Origin of the sequence: Pseudomonas sp. ATCC 43928 (genome assembly GCF_005938665.2) — a bacterium.
In the GTDB taxonomy this organism is placed as follows: domain Bacteria; phylum Pseudomonadota; class Gammaproteobacteria; order Pseudomonadales; family Pseudomonadaceae; genus Aquipseudomonas.
Genome location: NZ_CP041753.1, coordinates 6,024,753 through 6,041,813, shown reverse-complemented (window position 1 = coordinate 6,041,813; position 17,061 = coordinate 6,024,753). Strand labels below are relative to the sequence as shown.

Sequence of the window (17,061 nt, the reverse complement as noted above, 5' to 3'; positions counted from 1 at the left end):
TTATTAGTCCGGGCTTCCTGCGTGCCATCTGCCCGCGGTGTGGGCCGCACGCCTCTCGATGGTCTGAAAAAGATGCTGGATAATAAAGCATGACCCGCTTGACGGCTAGCGCCGTCGGAGACCCTTGCAATGCCTGACCAAGATGTACGCTTGCAACACCTGAAAGTTTGGCTCGATGAACAGTTGGCTATCCTCTTTGCAGAACAAGGTTGGGGCACCGTGCCCCCGGCCACGTTGACCGCGGCCAGTAGCGACGCGAGTTTTCGGCGCTATTTCCGCTGGGAAGGCGCAGGCAGAAGTTTCGTCGTGATGGACGCGCCACCGCCCCAGGAAAACTGCAAACCCTTTGTGGATATCGCTTTTCTGCTGGCGAAATCCGGCATAAACGTGCCGAAAATTTATGCCGAGGACCTCGAGCGCGGTTTCCTTTTGCTCAATGACTTGGGCAACAAGACTTATCTGGACGTGATCGACAGCGAAAATGCCGACGATTTGTTCAAGGATGCCCTGCAAGCGTTGGTGGCTTTCCAGCAATTGCCGATGGTGGCGCCGCTGCCGAGTTATGACGTCGCGCTGCTGCGTCGCGAGCTCGAACTGTTCCCCGAGTGGTACGTGAAGCGCGAACTGGGTATCGAGTTCGATGCTGCGCAGCAGGTGCTCTGGCAGCAGGTCAGCGACCTGCTGATCGACAGCGCTCTGGCTCAGCCTAAAGTCCTGGTGCATCGCGACTACATGCCGCGCAACCTGATGATCAGCGAGCCGAATCCTGGCGTGCTGGATTTCCAGGACGCAGTCTACGGGCCGGTGACCTATGACGTGACCTGCCTGTTCAAGGACGCCTTCCTCAGCTGGCCTGAAGAACGCGTGCGCGGCTGGCTGGAAGATTACTGGCAGCAAGCCGGTGCGCTCGACATCCCGGTTCAGCCGGACTTTGAAGACTTTCTGCGCGCCAGCGACCTGATGGGCGTGCAGCGTCACTTGAAAGTCATCGGCATCTTCGCCCGCATTTGCCATCGCGACGGCAAGCCACGCTATCTCGGCGATGTGCCGCGTTTCTTTGCTTATATAGACGCGGTCATTGCCCGTCGTCCTGAACTGGCTGAGCTGGATGTGTTGCTGGCCAGTCTGCGTGCTGGAGTGAAGGCATGAAGGCAATGATTCTGGCGGCGGGTAAAGGCGAGCGCATGCGTCCGCTGACCCTGACCACGCCAAAACCACTGGTTCGTGCCGGCGGAGCGCCCTTGATCGAGTATCACCTGCACGCGCTGGCGGCTGCGGGGTTTACCGAGATCGTGATCAACCATGCCTGGCTCGGTCAGCAGATCGAAGATTATCTGGGCGATGGCTCGAAATATGGCGTGAGCATTCAATATTCGCCGGAAGGTGAACCGCTGGAAACCGGTGGCGGTATTTTCCGCGCGTTGCCTTTGTTGGGGGATGAGGCTTTTGTGGTGGTCAATGGCGACATCTGGACCGACTACGACTTCAGCGTGTTGCACCAGCCCATCGTCGGGCTCGCCCATTTGATCCTGGCGGACAACCCGGCGCATCACCCGAACGGGGATTTCACCCTGGTCGATGGCCATGTGCAGGACGGTCAGCCGGGTACCTCAACCCTGACCTACAGCGGCATCGCCGTGCTGCACCCGCAGCTGTTTGACGGTTGCTCGGCCGGGGCCTTCAAGCTTGCGCCATTGTTGCGCAAAGCCATGGCCGATGGACAAGTGACGGGCGAGCGCCTGAATGGACATTGGGTGGATGTCGGCACTCACGAGCGCCTGGCTGAAGTAGAAACCTTGATAGAAGCGAGACGCTGACATGTTGTGGCCAGGGACTCTGATTGGAGCCGGAGCGGGCTTTGCCATAGCCAGCATTCCGGGGGCCATGCTCGGTGCTTTATTGGGACAGGCGCTGGATCGGCGCTTGCACCTGCAGAGCTGGGCGCATTTATGGGAAAAATTCGGTGGCCGCTCGGTGCTGCGCAACGATGAACTGCTGTTCGTGTTGCTGGGCCGATTGGCCAAGAGTGATGGGCGGGTAGTGGATGGCCACATTCAGCAGGCGCGACAGGAAATGCGTGCGCTGGAGATGACCGAGTCGGCGCAACGTCGGGCGATAGCGGCGTTCAACCGCGGCAAGTCGGGGCGTGATCGGTTGCGTGGCTATCTGCGACGCTTGAGTGCTCAGCCCCATGCCGCGGAAGGCGTGTTGCGTGCCTGTTGGCGGATGGTCTGGGCCGATGGCCGCGCCGGTAGCAGCGAGCGCGAACTGATTGCCCAGTGGGGCAAATGGTTGGGCTGGACGCCGCAACAGGTACAGGCACTGGCGAGTGACTACGAGCCGAAGCGACCATTGGTCAGCAGCGCGATTACGTATCAGGACGCCTTGCGGCTATTGGGCGTGTCGGCGACCAGCGAGCCAGCACAGATCAAACGCGCCTATCGACGCCTGCTCAGTCGCCATCATCCGGACAAGATTGCCGGCAGCGGTGCGACGGCGTTGCAGGTTCGTGAGGCGACGGACAAGACTCGTGAATTGCACAACGCCTACACGTTGATTCGTGAACGGCGGGACTTTCGATAGCAGGGCAGAGTTGTGTCGCCCGCGAATGGGGCGACGCGATCCATCAGTCCGCCGCAGGCTGCGGATTCAACCATCCCCGCACCCGGCGAACCAACTGCTCTTGCTCAGCCTTGGCATTGCCCGGCAGTGCCTTGAGCGAGACCTGGCTGAACGCCGATGTCTTCAAGCGTTTATTGGCCTGCAAGCGTTCCAGTGCCGCGTTGCGATCCAGTGGTTTGTCCATATAGAAGATGTCGGCAGTCGGCAGCTTGATCGTCGGCGTCAACTCGGCAAGCTCAGGCTTCGCCGTAACAGGCGTCTGGGCGGCGACCATCACGAACTTCTCGACTTGCGATGGCTGCTTCTCGCTCAGATAGCGCGCGGCCCAGTAAGCGCCGGTGCCATGCCCCAGCACGACGACTTTGCGAGCGCTTTGCTGTTCGGCATAAGCGATGGCCGCGTCGATGCGGGCGAAAATTCGCTCGGCGTCGGCTTTGGCGTGTTCTTCGGTGGTTTCGGCGATAGCCTTGTCGGCCACCTCCGCTTCGCCGCCGGCGGCCTGTTCGATGGGCGCCGCGGTGGTCGAGTCTTTGCTGCCGGTATCAGGCGCTTTGGGCGCTGGTGCCACTTCGACGATACGTGGCGCAATGGCTTCGCTTTGCAGGTCCGGCAAGGTGATACTCAGGCTGCTCCACTCGGCGTCCGGCAATTGGCGGCGCAACGGGCTGATCGCTTGCGGCCAGTCAACGGTTTCGCCGGCACCCGGGATGATAATCACCGCGCCTTTGGGGTCGGCGGTATTGGCCGGCTTCCACAGGGCGAGAAAACTGTCGGTACCGGCTTGCAGTTGCTGCTGTTCCTGCGCAGGAATTTGTCGCTCAAGTGCCGTCGATTCTTCCTGGCTACGCTCAAGCAGCGGCTGGCGTTCGACCGGTTTTTCTTCGGCGGGCTTTTCCGCAGTGGCAGGTGCCGGGTCGGCCGCCTCGACGGAAAAGGCGCACGGCAGGATCAGCGACAGGCACAATGCTGGCAGTGCCAGGCGGTAGACAGGGGGCATCGGATATTCCAGGCCAGAAGTTAATTCCGGCAGCCTAATGGGTTGGTCAGTATTTGTCAGTGTGTGAGACTTCGATGATGCATTTTCGCTGCCTGTGGGTTATCGGCTGTTTGTGGTTTCCCTTGATGGGCTGGGCTGCTCCCGCGCCACCGGCGCATGTCGTGTCATTGTCTTCGGCGCAACAGCAATGGCTGGCGCAGCATGAAGAGTTGCGGGTCGGGGTTGTATTGCAAGTGCCCTATGCCCAATACGATCGCCGCTTGCAGCGCCTGTCCGGGGTCAACATCGAGTTGATGAAGTGGCTGGCCAAGTCGCTCAAGGTCGAGCTGAGCTGGCGTAATTATCCTGATCTTGCGCAACTGGAAACCGCCGCGCGCGAAGGCGATATCGATATCGCGCCGGGGCTGACCCAAACCCCCGCCGGTTTACGACTCTGGCAATTTTCCGATCCGTACATGCGGGTGCCGCAACTGGTGGTCAGCGACCAGAAGAGCACCGGTGTGGTGGAGCTGGAAAAACTCGACAGTCAGACCCGCGTCGCCGTGCGCATGCCCAGCGTCACCGCCGATTTCTTGCGTAGTACCTATCCGCATTTGAACCTGCAGGGCGTGCCACTGGAGCGCCAGGCGCTGCAACTGTTGTTGAGTCAGCAGGCCGGTTACGCGGTGGTCGATGAAGCGCAATTCGGGCGTCTGTCAGCCGAACCCGAGTTTGCCGGGCTGGCCGTGGTGGGCGACATCGGTTTCCCGCAACTGTTGCGAGTGGCCACGCGTCGGGACTGGCCGGAGTTGGCCGGCATCGTCGAAAACGCGCTGCGCGCGATTCCGGCCAAAGACCTCGAGCGACTGCACGATCAATGGCTGCAACCCAAGTACCCGCGGCTGTCCGATTCACCGGTTTTCTGGAAAAACCTCTGCCTGCTGTTGCTGGTGTTATTGCTGAGCAGCATGGCCATTGTGTTCTGGCAGCGTCGTCAGCAACACAGTCTGGAGCAACGTTTGCTGGCGGCGCGCGAAGACATTGCCCTGCGCGAGGCCAGCGAAGAAGCCTTGCGTCTCACGCAGTTTTCCATCGATCAAAGCACCGTCGGCATCCTTTGGGTCAACTGGGACAGCCATGTGCGCTACGCCAACCGTGCCGCCGAAAGTATGCTCGGCTATCCGGCGGGCGGGATCATTGATCGACCCTTGATCGATTTCGAGCCCGGTTTGCACATGGACCGCTGGCTGAGCCTGTGGAAACGCGCCCGGGCCAGTGAGGAAGGGCCGCTAAGTTTCGAAACCAATTGTGTGCGGGCCGATGGCAGTATTCTGCCGGCGGATGTCTCGTTGAGCTTCCTGCGTTTTCGCGAGGGCGAATACCTGGTGGTTTACCTCAATGATGTCACCGAGCGTCGTCGCGCCCTGGCCGCCTTGCAGGAAAGTGAAGCACGGCTGCAGGGGATCGCCGCCAACGTCCCCGGGCTGGTCTTTCGTCTGGAGCGCGCGCCAGTGACCGGGCAGATCGACTTTGCCTACATCAGTGAAGGCAGCGAGAGCCTGGTGGGCTACTCGCCCGCCACCCTGGCCCATCGTGACAAAGGCCTGCGCAGCCTGGTGCATCCGGATGACAAGGCCAGTTATCACCAGACCCAGGACCATGCACTGGACACCGACAGCGACTGGTCGTGGCAGGGACGGATTCTGACCCGTCAGGGCGAACAACGCTGGGCTGAGATCAAGGCCATTACCCGCCGACTGGAAGACGGCGCCTATGTCTGGGACGGGATCGTCTGGGACATCACCGAGAGCAAGCGCATCGAGCTGGAGCCGGCCAGCTCCCGTGAGCAGTTGCGCGAGTTGTCTGCCCACCTGGAAAGCGTGAGGGAAGAGGAGAAGGCGCGGATTGCCCGGGAAGTTCACGACGAGCTGGGGCAGATGTTGACGGTGTTGAAGCTGGAAACGTCCATGTGCGAGTTGGCGTACGCGCAGCTCGATCCGGGCCTGCACGAGCGCTTGAACAGCATGAAGCGTTTGATCGCGCAGCTGTTTCAACTGGTGCGTGATGTGGCCACGGCGCTGCGGCCACCGATTCTCGATGCCGGGATCGCCTCGGCCATCGAGTGGCAGGCCCGACGGTTCGAGGCGCGCACGCATATTCCGTGTCTGGTACAAGTGCCGGATAATTTGCCGGTGCTCAGCGATGCCAAGGCCATCGGCCTGTTCCGCATCCTTCAGGAAGCGCTGACCAATGTCATGCGCCACGCCCAGGCGCATACTGTTGAACTGACGCTGGCCCTTGAGGGCGATGAACTTTGTCTGACTGTCAGCGATGATGGCGTAGGATTTGTCGCTGCGCCTGGCAGGCCGACATCCTTCGGTGTGGTCGGCATGCGTGAGCGGGTGTTGATCATGGGCGGGCAATTGTCGCTTGAGAGTGAGCCGGGGGAGGGCACGACCCTGACGGTGCGAGTGCCGCTGGATGAAGCCTGATGGTTTTGTGTTGTTTGAGCTGGCGCCTTTGCAGGCAAGCCCGCGATAGATCTTGGTTCTGACATAAGAAGAATGGAGAAGAACGTGATCCGTGTATTGGTAGCCGAAGACCACACCATCGTTCGCGAAGGCATCAAGCAATTGATCGGCCTGGCCAAGGACTTGCTGGTGGTCGGGGAGGCGAGCAATGGCGAGCAGTTGCTCGATACCTTGCGCCATGTTCCCTGCGAAGTGGTGTTGCTGGACATCTCCATGCCCGGGGTCAACGGCCTGGAGGCGATCCCGCGGATTCGCGCCATGAGCAATCCGCCGGCGATTCTGGTGTTGTCGATGCACGACGAAGCGCAGATGGCCGCTCGGGCGTTGAAGGTCGGCGCTGCGGGTTACGCGACCAAGGACAGCGATCCGGCATTGTTGCTGACGGCGATTCGCAAGGTCGCGGCGGGCGGGCGCTACATCGATCCGGACCTGGCCGACCGCATGGTTTTCGAGGTTGGCCTGACCGATGCGCGGCCGTTGCACTCGTTGCTGTCGGAGCGTGAATTCTCGGTATTCGAACGCCTGGCCCAGGGCGCGAACGTCAACGACATCGCCCAGCAACTTGCCTTGAGCAGCAAAACCATCAGTACCCACAAGGCGCGGCTGATGCAGAAACTCAACATCACCTCCCTGGCCGAACTGGTGAAGTACGCGATGGAACACAAACTCCTGTGATCCAGGGTTCACTGTGGATTTTGTAGGAGCGAGGCTTGCCCGCGAAGCTTTTGGCGCCAGTGAGATCGCCTTCGCGGGCAAGCCTCGCTCCTACAGAAAGAAGAGGCATGTCCATTTACGACATGCATGCAAAGCCGCTTTTACCGGTTCCTGTGGCTTGCAGCTCACCGTCTGTCGCCATCAAGAATCGACATATCCATCCCCGCCATCCTTGTAGGGCAATCCCTACCCCCAACCTTCCATCCGGCTGAGGCGATTCTCTCCTGCGCCCCGATTTGCGCGGCTCCCAGCGTCCACTAGGCTTAGTCCACAGCAGTCATCAATAACAAAGGTGTGGGTATGAGCCAGGTTGATTCAAGTGCAGGGGCCAGCGATATTCTGGTCAGCTTTCGTGGAGTGCAAAAGAGCTACGACGGCGAGAACCTGATCGTCAAAGACCTCAACCTGGAAATTCGCAAAGGCGAATTCCTGACCTTGCTCGGGCCGTCCGGTTCCGGCAAAACCACCAGTCTGATGATGCTCGCCGGCTTCGAAACGCCGACCGCCGGGGAGATTCAACTGGCCGGGCGTTCCATCAACAACGTGCCACCGCACAAGCGCGACATCGGCATGGTGTTCCAGAACTACGCGTTGTTTCCGCACATGACCGTGTCCGAGAACCTGGCGTTCCCGCTGACCGTGCGCGGCTTGAACAAGAGCGACGTCAGTGACCGGGTCAAGCGTGTGCTGAGCATGGTTCAGCTCGATACTTTCGCCCAGCGCTATCCGGCGCAACTGTCCGGCGGTCAGCAGCAGCGTGTGGCCCTGGCCCGTGCCCTGGTGTTCGAACCGCAACTGGTGCTGATGGACGAACCCCTCGGCGCACTGGACAAACAACTGCGTGAACACATGCAGATGGAAATCAAACACCTGCACCAGCGCCTCGGCGTGACCGTGGTCTACGTGACCCACGACCAGGGCGAAGCCCTGACCATGTCCGACCGCGTCGCCGTATTCCACCAGGGCGAGATCCAGCAGATCGCGCCACCGCGCACGCTCTACGAAGAGCCGAAAAATACTTTCGTCGCCAACTTCATCGGCGAGAACAACCGCCTCAACGGCCGCTTGCATAGCCACACCGGTGATCGCTGCGTGGTCGAGCTTGGTCGCGGTGAAAAGGTTGAAGCACTGGCGGTCAACGTCGGCAAGACCGGCGAACCCGTCACGCTGTCGATTCGTCCGGAGCGCGTGAGCCTCAATGGCTCGAGCGAGTCCTGTGTCAACCGCTTCTCGGGAAGGGTGGCGGAATTCATCTATCTGGGCGACCACGTCCGGGTTCGCCTGGAAGTCTGCGGCAAGACCGACTTCTTCGTGAAACAACCGATTGCCGAGCTCGATCCTGCGCTGGCTGTCGGCGACGTGGTACCGCTTGGCTGGCAGGTCGAACACGTTCGCGCGCTCGACCCACTTCTAGAGGCGCATTGATCGCCCCCTGCTTCACCAACACCAACACCAACCCTGCACGTGGAGAGAACAATAAATGTTGAGATCCCTGAAATTCACCGCCCTGGTCGTCGGCATGATCGGCGCGGCGCACGCGATGGCGGCTGGCCCGGACCTGACCGTGGTGTCCTTTGGCGGGGCGAACAAGGCGGCGCAGGTCAAAGCCTTCTACGCACCATGGGAAGCGGCGGGCCACGGCAAAATCGTCGCTGGCGAATACAACGGCGAAATGGCCAAGGTCAAAGCCATGGTCGACACCAAGAGCGTGTCCTGGGACCTGGTGGAAGTTGAATCGCCGGAACTGTCCCGTGGTTGCGACGAAGACATGTTCGAGCAGCTTGATCCGAAGCTGTTCGGCAAGTCTGAAGACTACGTCAAAGGCGCTATCCAGCCTTGCGGCGTGGGCTTCTTCGTGTGGTCGACCGTGCTGGCCTACAACGCCGACAAGCTGAAAACCGCTCCGACCAGTTGGGCTGATTTCTGGGACACCAAGAAATTCCCGGGCAAGCGCGGCCTGCGCAAAGGCGCCAAGTACACCCTGGAATTCGCACTGATGGCTGACGGCGTTGCGCCGAAAGACGTCTACAAAGTGCTGGCCGGCAAAGATGGCCAGGACCGCGCGTTCAAGAAACTCGATGAACTCAAGCCAAGCATCCAGTGGTGGGAAGCCGGCGCACAACCGCCGCAATACCTCGCCTCCGGTGACGTGGTCATGAGCTCGGCCTACAACGGCCGGATCGCCGCGGTACAAAAAGAAAGCAACCTGAAAGTGGTGTGGAACGGCGGCATCTACGACTTCGACGCGTGGGCGATTCCAAAAGGTCTGGACAAGACCCGTGCTGAAGCTGCGAAGAAATTCATCGCCTTCTCGGTACAGCCGCAACAGCAGAAGACCTACTCGGAAAACATCGCCTACGGCCCGGCCAACACCCAGGCAGTGCCATTGCTGTCCAAGGATGTCCTGAAAGACATGCCGACCACCCCGGAAAACATCGCCAACCAGGTGCAGATCGACGTCAGCTTCTGGGCTGACAACGGCGAGCAACTGGAGCAGCGCTTCAATTCCTGGGCTGCCAAGTAACCACAACACTGTGGGCTTGCCTCTCCTACAGGGGCTGATGTGTAGCTAACAAGAACAGAGGTGGCCTCCCAGTTATGGAGTGCCACCCTCTGTAACGATCAAAGATTTCCGGAGTACGCCATGGCTATCGCCGTTCCCGTGAACGCGGGCACCGACCCCACCTTGAAGCAGCGGCTAAAGCACGCCGAGCGAATCAACCGCTGGAAAGCACAAGCCTTGATCGCGCCGTTGGTGCTGTTTCTGTTACTGGTGTTTCTGGTGCCGATCGTGGCGCTGCTCTACAAAAGCGTCGGTAACCCGGAAGTGGTCGGCGTGATGCCGCGCACTGTGGCTGCCATCGCCAGTTGGGATGGCCGAGGCCTGCCGGCAGAGCCTGTGTACAAGGCCGCCAGCGAAGACCTCGCCGAAGCCCGCAAGAATCAGACCTTGGGTGATTTGTCCAAGCGCTTGAACATGGAGTTGGCCGGCTACCGCAGCCTGCTGACCAAAACCGCGCGCGCCTTGCCGTTCGCCACGGAGCCTGCTTCTTATAAAGAAGCGCTGGAAGGACTCGACGAACGCTGGGGCGATCCGGCCTATTGGCAGGTGGTGCGTCGCAACACCAGTGGCGTGACGCCTTATTACCTGCTGGCCGCCGTCGATCACCGTATCGACGACCTCGGCGAACTGGCCCGGGCCACTCCCGATCAGGCGATCTACCTCGACATCTTTGCCCGTACGTTCTGGATGGGCCTGATCATCACCATGATCTGCCTGGTGCTTGCTTATCCGCTGGCCTACCTGCTGGCGAACCTGCCCTCGCGCCAAAGCAACCTGCTGATGATTCTGGTGCTGTTGCCGTTCTGGACCTCGATTCTGGTTCGGGTCGCGGCGTGGATCGTGTTGCTGCAATCGGGCGGCTTGATCAACAGCGGCCTGATGGCCATGGGCGTCATCGATAAGCCGCTGGAGCTGGTGTTCAACCGCACCGGGGTCTACATCTCGATGGTGCACATCCTGCTGCCGTTCATGATTCTGCCGATCTACAGCGTGATGAAAGGTATCTCGCCGACTTACATGCGTGCGGCGATTTCCCTGGGCTGCCACCCGTTCGCCAGTTTCTGGCGGGTGTACTTCCCGCAGACCTATGCCGGTGTTGGCGCCGGTTGCCTGTTGGTGTTCATCCTCGCCATCGGCTACTACATCACCCCGGCGTTGCTGGGCAGCCCGAACGATCAGATGGTCAGTTACTTCGTCGCCTTCTACACCAACACCAGCATCAACTGGGGCATGGCGACCGCGCTCGGTGGACTGTTGCTGCTGGCGACCGTGGTGCTTTATCTGATTTACAGCTGGCTGGTGGGCGCCAGTCGCCTGCGCCTGAGCTAAGGGGAGAGTGAAATGCTGAGTCCTTATATGTCGCCCATCGAACGGGTGTGGTTCTACAGCTTGCGGATTCTCTGCGGCTTGATTTTGTTGTTCCTGATCTTGCCGGTGCTGGTGATCATTCCGCTGTCGTTCAACTCAGGGAGTTTTCTGGTCTACCCGCTGCAAGGCTTCTCGCTGCACTGGTATCAGGACTTCTTTGCCTCGGCGGAATGGATGCGTTCGTTGAAGAACAGCATGATCGTGGCTCCGGCAGCGACCGTGCTGGCGATGATCTTCGGTACGCTGGCGGCGATCGGCCTGACCCGTGGCGACTTCCCGGGCAAGGCGCTGGTGATGGCGCTGGTGATTTCGCCGATGGTGGTGCCGGTGGTGATCATTGGTGTGGCCAGTTACCTGACCTTCGCGCCACTGGGGTTCGGCAACAGCTATACCTCGTTGATCGTGGTGCACGCCGTGCTGGGCGTGCCGTTCGTGATCATCACGGTATCGGCGACCTTGCAGGGGTTCAACCAGAACCTGGTGCGGGCCGCGGCCAGCCTGGGAGCTTCGCCGCTGACGACGTTCCGCCGGGTGACCTTGCCGTTGATTGCGCCGGGGGTGATTTCCGGTGCGCTGTTTGCCTTCGCTACCTCGTTCGATGAAGTGGTGGTGACGCTGTTCCTCGCCGGTCCCGAACAAGCGACCTTGCCTCGGCAGATGTTCAGCGGCATCCGCGAAAACCTCAGCCCGACAATCGCCGCTGCCGCGACGCTGCTGATCGCATTCTCGGTGATCCTGTTGCTGACCCTGGAATGGCTGCGTGGGCGCAGCGAAAAACTGCGCACCGCCCAAGCCTGACGCCAACTGTGATCGTTCCCGCGCGAGCGTGGGAACGATCGACAGAAGCACCTCGATCATTCACCAACTTAATAGCAGACAAACCCCAATCCCCAGCTACTATTGTGCCCAGCTCCCCTATCTATAAGAGGCTGCGCACATGAGTCTTTCCTCTTTCAAAATCGCTCACAAACTGATCACCGGCGCAGGTGCCATCGAGCAACTGGCGGCCGAGCTCACACGTCTGGACATCGACAACCCGCTGATCGTCACCGATGCCGCGCTGGTCAAGTCCGGCACGGTGGAGCTGGCGCTGGCGCAGCTGGGCGAGCGCAGTTATGAGATTTTCGACCGGGTGTTGCCGGACCCGGAAATCGCCATCGTCGAAGATTGCATGCGGGTTTACCGTGAGGGTGGGCATGACGGGCTGATCGGCCTCGGCGGCGGCAGCGCCATCGACATCGCCAAGAGTGTTGCCGCCTATGCCGGTTATCACGGCGCGCTGGAGGATTTGTTCGGCATCGATCAGGTGCCGCGCAAAGGCCCGCCGCTGATCGCCATCCCGACCACCGCTGGCACCGGTTCGGAAGTGACCAACGTGGCCATCCTCTCCGACAAGGTCGCGCAGCTGAAGATGGGCATCATCAGCGATTACCTGTTGCCGGACGTGGCGCTGGTCAGCCCGCAAATGACCCTGACCTGCCCGCGCAGTGTCACCGCCGCCAGTGGCGTCGATGCGCTGGTGCACGCCATCGAGTCCTACCTGTCGCTCAACGCCTCGCCCATCACCGATGCCTTGGCCATTGGCGCGATCAAACTGATTACCAAGGCGCTGCCCAAGGCTTACGCCAATCCCGCCCACCTGCAAGCCCGCGAAGACATGGCCACCGCCAGCCTGATGGCCGGCATGGCGTTCGGCAATGCCGGGGTCGGTGCGGTGCATGCGTTGGCGTATCCGCTGGGTGGGCGTTTCAACATTGCCCATGGTGTCAGCAATGCCTTGCTGCTGCCGTATGTCATGACCTGGAACAAGATGGCCTGCGTGGAACGCATGCAGGATATTGCCGAGGCCATGGGGGTGAAGACCGCTCATCTGAGCGCCAGTGAGGCGGCGGATAAAGCCGTGGAGGCGATGACCGAGCTGTGCGCCGCCGTGGAGATCCCGCGAGGTCTGCGCAGTTTCGGGGTGCCCGAGGAGGCGATCCCGGCCATGGCCGTGGAAGCCGCTGGCACCGAACGCCTGATGCGCAACAATCCGCGCAAGTTGAGCGCCACCGATATCGAGAAGATCTACCGAGCGGCCTATTAGGACTTGCCCCAATCATCGCAGCACGGTGCGCGCGTCAAAGCATGAGGTATACAATGCGCGCCATCGTGATTCTGCTCAGAAAAGGTGCGTCATGCAGCCCTTCGTTATTGCTCCGTCGATTCTCTCCGCCGACTTCGCCCGCCTGGGCGAGGAAGTGGACAACGTCCTGGCCGCCGGCGCCGACTTCGTGCACTTCGATGTCATGGACAACCACTACGTGCCGAACCTGACCATCGGCCCGATGGTCTGCTCCGCGCTGCGCAAGTACGGCGTGACCGCGCCGATCGACGCGCACCTGATGGTCAGCCCGGTGGACCGCATCGTCGGTGACTTCATCGAAGCCGGTGCGACCTACATCACCTTCCACCCGGAAGCCACGCTGCATGTCGACCGTTCCCTGCAACTGATCCGCGAAGGCGGCTGCAAGGCGGGCCTGGTGTTCAACCCGGCGACCCCGCTGGACGTGCTCAAGTACGTGATGGACAAGGTCGACATGATCTTGCTGATGAGCGTCAACCCGGGCTTCGGCGGGCAGAAGTTCATTCCAGCCACCCTCGACAAGCTGCGTGAGGCACGGGCGCTGATCGATGCTTCCGGGCGTGACATTCGCCTGGAAATCGACGGCGGGGTGAACGTGAACAACATTCGCGAAATCGCCGCTGCTGGCGCCGACACTTTCGTGGCCGGCTCGGCGATCTTCAATGCGCCGAACTACCAGGAAGTGATTGAAAAAATGCGCTCCGAACTGGCGCTGGCTCGCCCATGAGCGGTTTTGAGCAGCTGTTCCCGGGGCGTCTGCCGCGGCTGGTGATGTTCGATCTGGATGGCACGCTGGTCGATTCGGTCCCTGACCTCGCAGCGGCTGTGGATAACATGCTGCTCAAACTCGGGCGTGACCCGGTCGGCATCGAACCGGTGCGTGAGTGGGTCGGCAACGGCGCGCCGGTGCTGGTGCGCCGTGCACTGGCCGGCGGCATCGATCATTCGTCGGTCGATGATGGCGAAGCCGAGGGTGCACTGCAGATTTTCATGGAGGCCTACGGTGAGGGGCATGAGCTGACCGTGGTCTATCCCGGTGTGCGCGACACCCTGAAATGGCTGCACAAGCAGGGCGTGGCGATGGCGCTGATCACCAACAAGCCGGAGCGCTTCGTCGCGCCGTTGCTGGATCAGATGAAGATCGGCCGTTACTTCAAATGGATCATCGGTGGCGACACCCTGCCACAACAGAAACCTGATCCGGCTGCGCTGTTTTTTGTGATGAAAATGGCCAACATTCCGGCGTCGCAATCATTGTTCGTCGGCGACTCGCGCAGCGATGTGCTGGCGGCGAAAGCGGCGGGGGTCAAATGCGTGGGGCTCAGTTACGGCTATAACCATGGCCGGCCGATTGCCGAAGAGTCGCCGGCGCTGGTGATCGATGATCTGCGCAAACTAATTCCCGGTTGCCTGGATCCGGCCGCTGAGATAACGTTGCCCGACGCTGTTCAACCCCCTGCTGGAAACGCCATCGTGGTGGTCACTCGCAAACTCTGGATGAAAGTCATCAAGGCCCTGGCCCGCTGGCGTTGGCGCGCCTGACTTGTTCCTGGCCGGCGTACCGGCGCGTTTGCATACCTGACCGTTAGACCCTCAAGCCACGAGGCACCTCATGATCCGCGAAGAATTCCTGCGTTTGGCCGCTGCCGGCTACAACCGCATCCCGCTTGCCTGCGAAACCCTGGCCGACTTCGACACGCCGCTGTCGATCTACCTGAAACTGGCCGACGAGCCGAACTCCTATCTGCTGGAGTCGGTGCAGGGCGGCGAGAAGTGGGGCCGCTACTCGATCATCGGCCTGCCGTGCCGCACCGTATTGCGGGTTCACGATCACCACGTCAGCGTGACCCACGACGGCGTCGAGATCGAAAGCCACGACGTTGAAGACCCACTGGCCTTCGTCGAAGCCTTCAAGGCGCGCTATAACGTGCCGACCATTGCCGGTCTGCCGCGCTTCAACGGCGGTCTGGTCGGTTACTTCGGTTACGACTGCGTGCGTTATGTGGAGAAGCGTCTGGGCAAATGCCCGAACCCGGATCCGCTGGGCGTGCCGGACATTCTGCTGATGGTGTCCGATGCGGTGGTGGTGTTCGACAACCTCGCCGGCAAGATGCACGCGATTGTCCTGGCCGATCCGTCGCAGGAAGATGCCTTCGAACAAGGTCAGGCGCGTCTGCAAGCGCTGCTGGAACAACTCCGTCAGCCAATCACTCCGCGCCGTGGCCTGGACTTCAGCAAGCAGCAATCGGCCGATCCGGTGTTCCGTTCGAGTTTCACCCAGGACGATTACGAGAAAGCCGTCGACACCATCAAGGAATACATCCTGGCCGGTGACTGCATGCAGGTCGTGCCGTCCCAGCGCATGTCGATCGACTTCAAGGCTGCGCCTATCGATCTTTACCGGGCGCTGCGTTGCTTCAACCCGACGCCGTATATGTACTTCTTCAACTTCGGCGACTTCCACGTCGTCGGCAGTTCGCCGGAAGTGCTGGTGCGGGTCGAAGACAACCTGATCACCGTGCGCCCGATTGCTGGCACTCGCCCACGCGGGGCCAACGAAGAGGCGGACCTGGCGCTGGAAAAAGACCTGCTGTCGGACGACAAGGAAATCGCCGAACACTTGATGCTGATCGATCTGGGCCGCAACGATACTGGGCGCGTCTCGGAAATCGGTTCGGTGAAGCTCACCGAGAAGATGGTCATCGAGCGTTATTCCAACGTGATGCACATAGTGTCTAACGTCACCGGCCAATTGAAGGCCGGGCTGACAGCGATGGACGCACTGCGGGCGATCCTGCCGGCCGGCACCTTGTCCGGCGCACCGAAGATTCGCGCGATGGAAATCATCGACGAGCTGGAACCGGTCAAGCGGGGCGTCTATGGCGGCGCGGTCGGTTACTTCGCCTGGAACGGCAACATGGACACCGCGATTGCGATTCGCACCGCCGTGATCAAGAACGGTGAACTGCATGTGCAGGCCGGTGGCGGCATCGTCGCCGACTCGGTACCGGCGCTGGAATGGGAAGAAACCCTGAACAAGCGTCGCGCGATGTTCCGCGCCGTGGCCCTGGCCGAACAAGCCCCGGAAAACTGATCCACATAGAAAACGCGGTGCCTGCGAGGGCGCCGCGTTTTTTTATGCCTGTCATTCCCCTTTTAATCTTTTGATCTTGTGCTTCGGCCGCTCTCGACACCGCCAAAAAACTTCCAGCTTTTTGCCATCTGTCGCTAACCCTTCGATTGTTTCGCGAGCTGTCGCTCCGGCCATATTGCACGCTCTGCCCAGCTACGTTACTGTGCCCAGACGTATGAATGAGACCTTTCCCGTGTTGATCGTCAGCAAACTCCTGGATCAAGTCATCAAGGCACACGCCCGTTGGCGTTGGCGCGCCTGAATCTTTTCTGCCGGCCTGGCCGGACCTGTACCGCTTTGCCTTCTTTACCTGTACGAAATGCCGCTTTGCTGGCGCCACTCCAGCACCCGTCAAAGCGCAGCGCACTGCGGGTAAATCATTCGAAGGCCGTATTAAAAGTCAGTGAATTCAAGAGGTTCTTAACGCCATGTTGCTGATGATCGATAACTACGACTCTTTTACTTACAACGTTGTGCAATACCTCGGCGAGCTAGGCTCCGAGGTCAAAGTCGTGCGCAACGATGAACTCACCATTGCCGAAATCGAAGCCCTCAAGCCTGAGCGCATCGTCGTGTCTCCCGGTCCTTGCACCCCGACCGAAGCCGGTATTTCCATTGAAGCGATCAAATACTTCGCCGGCAAGCTGCCGATTCTCGGCGTTTGCCTGGGTCACCAATCCATCGGCCAGGCGTTTGGCGGCGATGTGGTCCGTGCCCGTCAGGTCATGCACGGAAAGACCAGCCCGGTATTTCACGAGGACAAGGGCGTATTCGAAGGTCTGAATCGCCCGTTGACGGTCACCCGCTACCATTCGCTGATCGTCAAGCGCGAAACCCTGCCCGATTGCCTGGAGCTGACTGCCTGGACCCAGCTCGAAGACGGCTCGGTGGATGAGATCATGGGCCTGCGTCACAAGACGCTGAACATCGAGGGTGTGCAATTCCACCCCGAGTCTATCCTCACCGAACAGGGGCACGAGCTGTTCGCCAACTTCCTCAAACAAACTGGCGGCACGCGCTAAGGACTTT

At 60.6% G+C, this 17,061-nt stretch carries 15 protein-coding genes; 14 read left to right on the top strand and 1 reads right to left on the bottom strand.

Annotated elements, in window-relative coordinates:
• The first annotated feature begins 129 nt into the window (after window positions 1-129).
• From FFH90_RS27920 to FFH90_RS27910, 3 genes are read left to right on the top strand one after another with little or no spacing between them, the layout of a single operon-like run.
• Window positions 130-1,149, top strand: coding sequence for an aminoglycoside phosphotransferase family protein (locus FFH90_RS27920; protein ID WP_138866394.1), 1,020 nt, complete (start codon window positions 130-132; stop codon window positions 1,147-1,149).
• Complete coding sequence (murU, locus tag FFH90_RS27915) at window positions 1,146-1,817, top strand: N-acetylmuramate alpha-1-phosphate uridylyltransferase MurU (RefSeq protein ID WP_138866393.1); 672 nt, start codon at window positions 1,146-1,148, stop codon at window positions 1,815-1,817. Before FFH90_RS27920 ends, murU begins: the two co-directional genes overlap by 4 nt.
• A gap of 1 nt (window position 1,818) precedes the next feature.
• Window positions 1,819-2,583 (top strand): TerB family tellurite resistance protein, encoded by a 765-nt coding sequence (locus FFH90_RS27910; RefSeq protein WP_064620755.1) that lies wholly within the window; start codon window positions 1,819-1,821, stop codon window positions 2,581-2,583.
• 43 nt (window positions 2,584-2,626) lie between these two features.
• Here the strand turns inward: FFH90_RS27910 and FFH90_RS27905 are convergent, their stop codons facing one another.
• Complete coding sequence (locus FFH90_RS27905) at window positions 2,627-3,619, bottom strand: alpha/beta hydrolase family protein (protein ID WP_138866392.1); 993 nt, start codon at window positions 3,617-3,619, stop codon at window positions 2,627-2,629.
• A gap of 74 nt (window positions 3,620-3,693) precedes the next feature.
• On the opposite strand from FFH90_RS27905, the gene FFH90_RS27900 reads away from it, so the two are divergent.
• The 11 genes from FFH90_RS27900 (at window position 3,694) to FFH90_RS27850 (ending at window position 17,054) form a co-directional block, all read left to right on the top strand.
• Complete coding sequence (locus FFH90_RS27900; protein WP_138866391.1) at window positions 3,694-6,090, top strand: PAS domain S-box protein; 2,397 nt, start codon at window positions 3,694-3,696, stop codon at window positions 6,088-6,090.
• 72 nt (window positions 6,091-6,162) lie between these two features.
• Window positions 6,163-6,804: a response regulator transcription factor gene (locus FFH90_RS27895; protein WP_172901164.1), complete on the top strand. Its 642-nt coding sequence runs from the start codon at window positions 6,163-6,165 to the stop codon at window positions 6,802-6,804.
• 339 nt (window positions 6,805-7,143) lie between these two features.
• Window positions 7,144-8,268, top strand: coding sequence for an ABC transporter ATP-binding protein (locus FFH90_RS27890; protein WP_018928861.1), 1,125 nt, complete (start codon window positions 7,144-7,146; stop codon window positions 8,266-8,268).
• A 55-nt stretch (window positions 8,269-8,323) separates the two neighbouring features.
• Window positions 8,324-9,367: an ABC transporter substrate-binding protein gene (locus FFH90_RS27885; protein ID WP_018928862.1), complete on the top strand. Its 1,044-nt coding sequence runs from the start codon at window positions 8,324-8,326 to the stop codon at window positions 9,365-9,367.
• Between the two features lie 120 nt (window positions 9,368-9,487).
• On the top strand, window positions 9,488-10,735 hold the full coding sequence (locus FFH90_RS27880) for an ABC transporter permease (protein ID WP_018928863.1): 1,248 nt from the start codon (window positions 9,488-9,490) through the stop codon (window positions 10,733-10,735).
• A gap of 12 nt (window positions 10,736-10,747) precedes the next feature.
• A complete protein-coding gene (locus FFH90_RS27875) occupies window positions 10,748-11,572 on the top strand; it encodes an ABC transporter permease (RefSeq protein ID WP_018928864.1) in 825 nt (274 codons plus the stop codon).
• 139 nt (window positions 11,573-11,711) lie between these two features.
• On the top strand, window positions 11,712-12,860 hold the full coding sequence (locus tag FFH90_RS27870; RefSeq protein WP_019580746.1) for an iron-containing alcohol dehydrogenase: 1,149 nt from the start codon (window positions 11,712-11,714) through the stop codon (window positions 12,858-12,860).
• Window positions 12,861-12,951: 91 nt separating this feature from the next.
• Window positions 12,952-13,626, top strand: coding sequence for a ribulose-phosphate 3-epimerase (gene rpe / locus FFH90_RS27865; RefSeq protein ID WP_007941649.1), 675 nt, complete (start codon window positions 12,952-12,954; stop codon window positions 13,624-13,626).
• Complete coding sequence (locus tag FFH90_RS27860; RefSeq protein ID WP_028940282.1) at window positions 13,623-14,441, top strand: phosphoglycolate phosphatase; 819 nt, start codon at window positions 13,623-13,625, stop codon at window positions 14,439-14,441. The genes rpe and FFH90_RS27860 overlap by 4 nt, the downstream gene beginning before the upstream one ends.
• Window positions 14,442-14,511: 70 nt before the next feature.
• On the top strand, window positions 14,512-15,993 hold the full coding sequence (gene trpE, locus FFH90_RS27855; RefSeq protein ID WP_111452910.1) for an anthranilate synthase component I: 1,482 nt from the start codon (window positions 14,512-14,514) through the stop codon (window positions 15,991-15,993).
• Window positions 15,994-16,460: 467 nt separating this feature from the next.
• Window positions 16,461-17,054 (top strand): aminodeoxychorismate/anthranilate synthase component II, encoded by a 594-nt coding sequence (locus FFH90_RS27850; protein WP_018928869.1) that lies wholly within the window; start codon window positions 16,461-16,463, stop codon window positions 17,052-17,054.
• The last annotated feature ends 7 nt before the right edge of the window (window positions 17,055-17,061 follow it).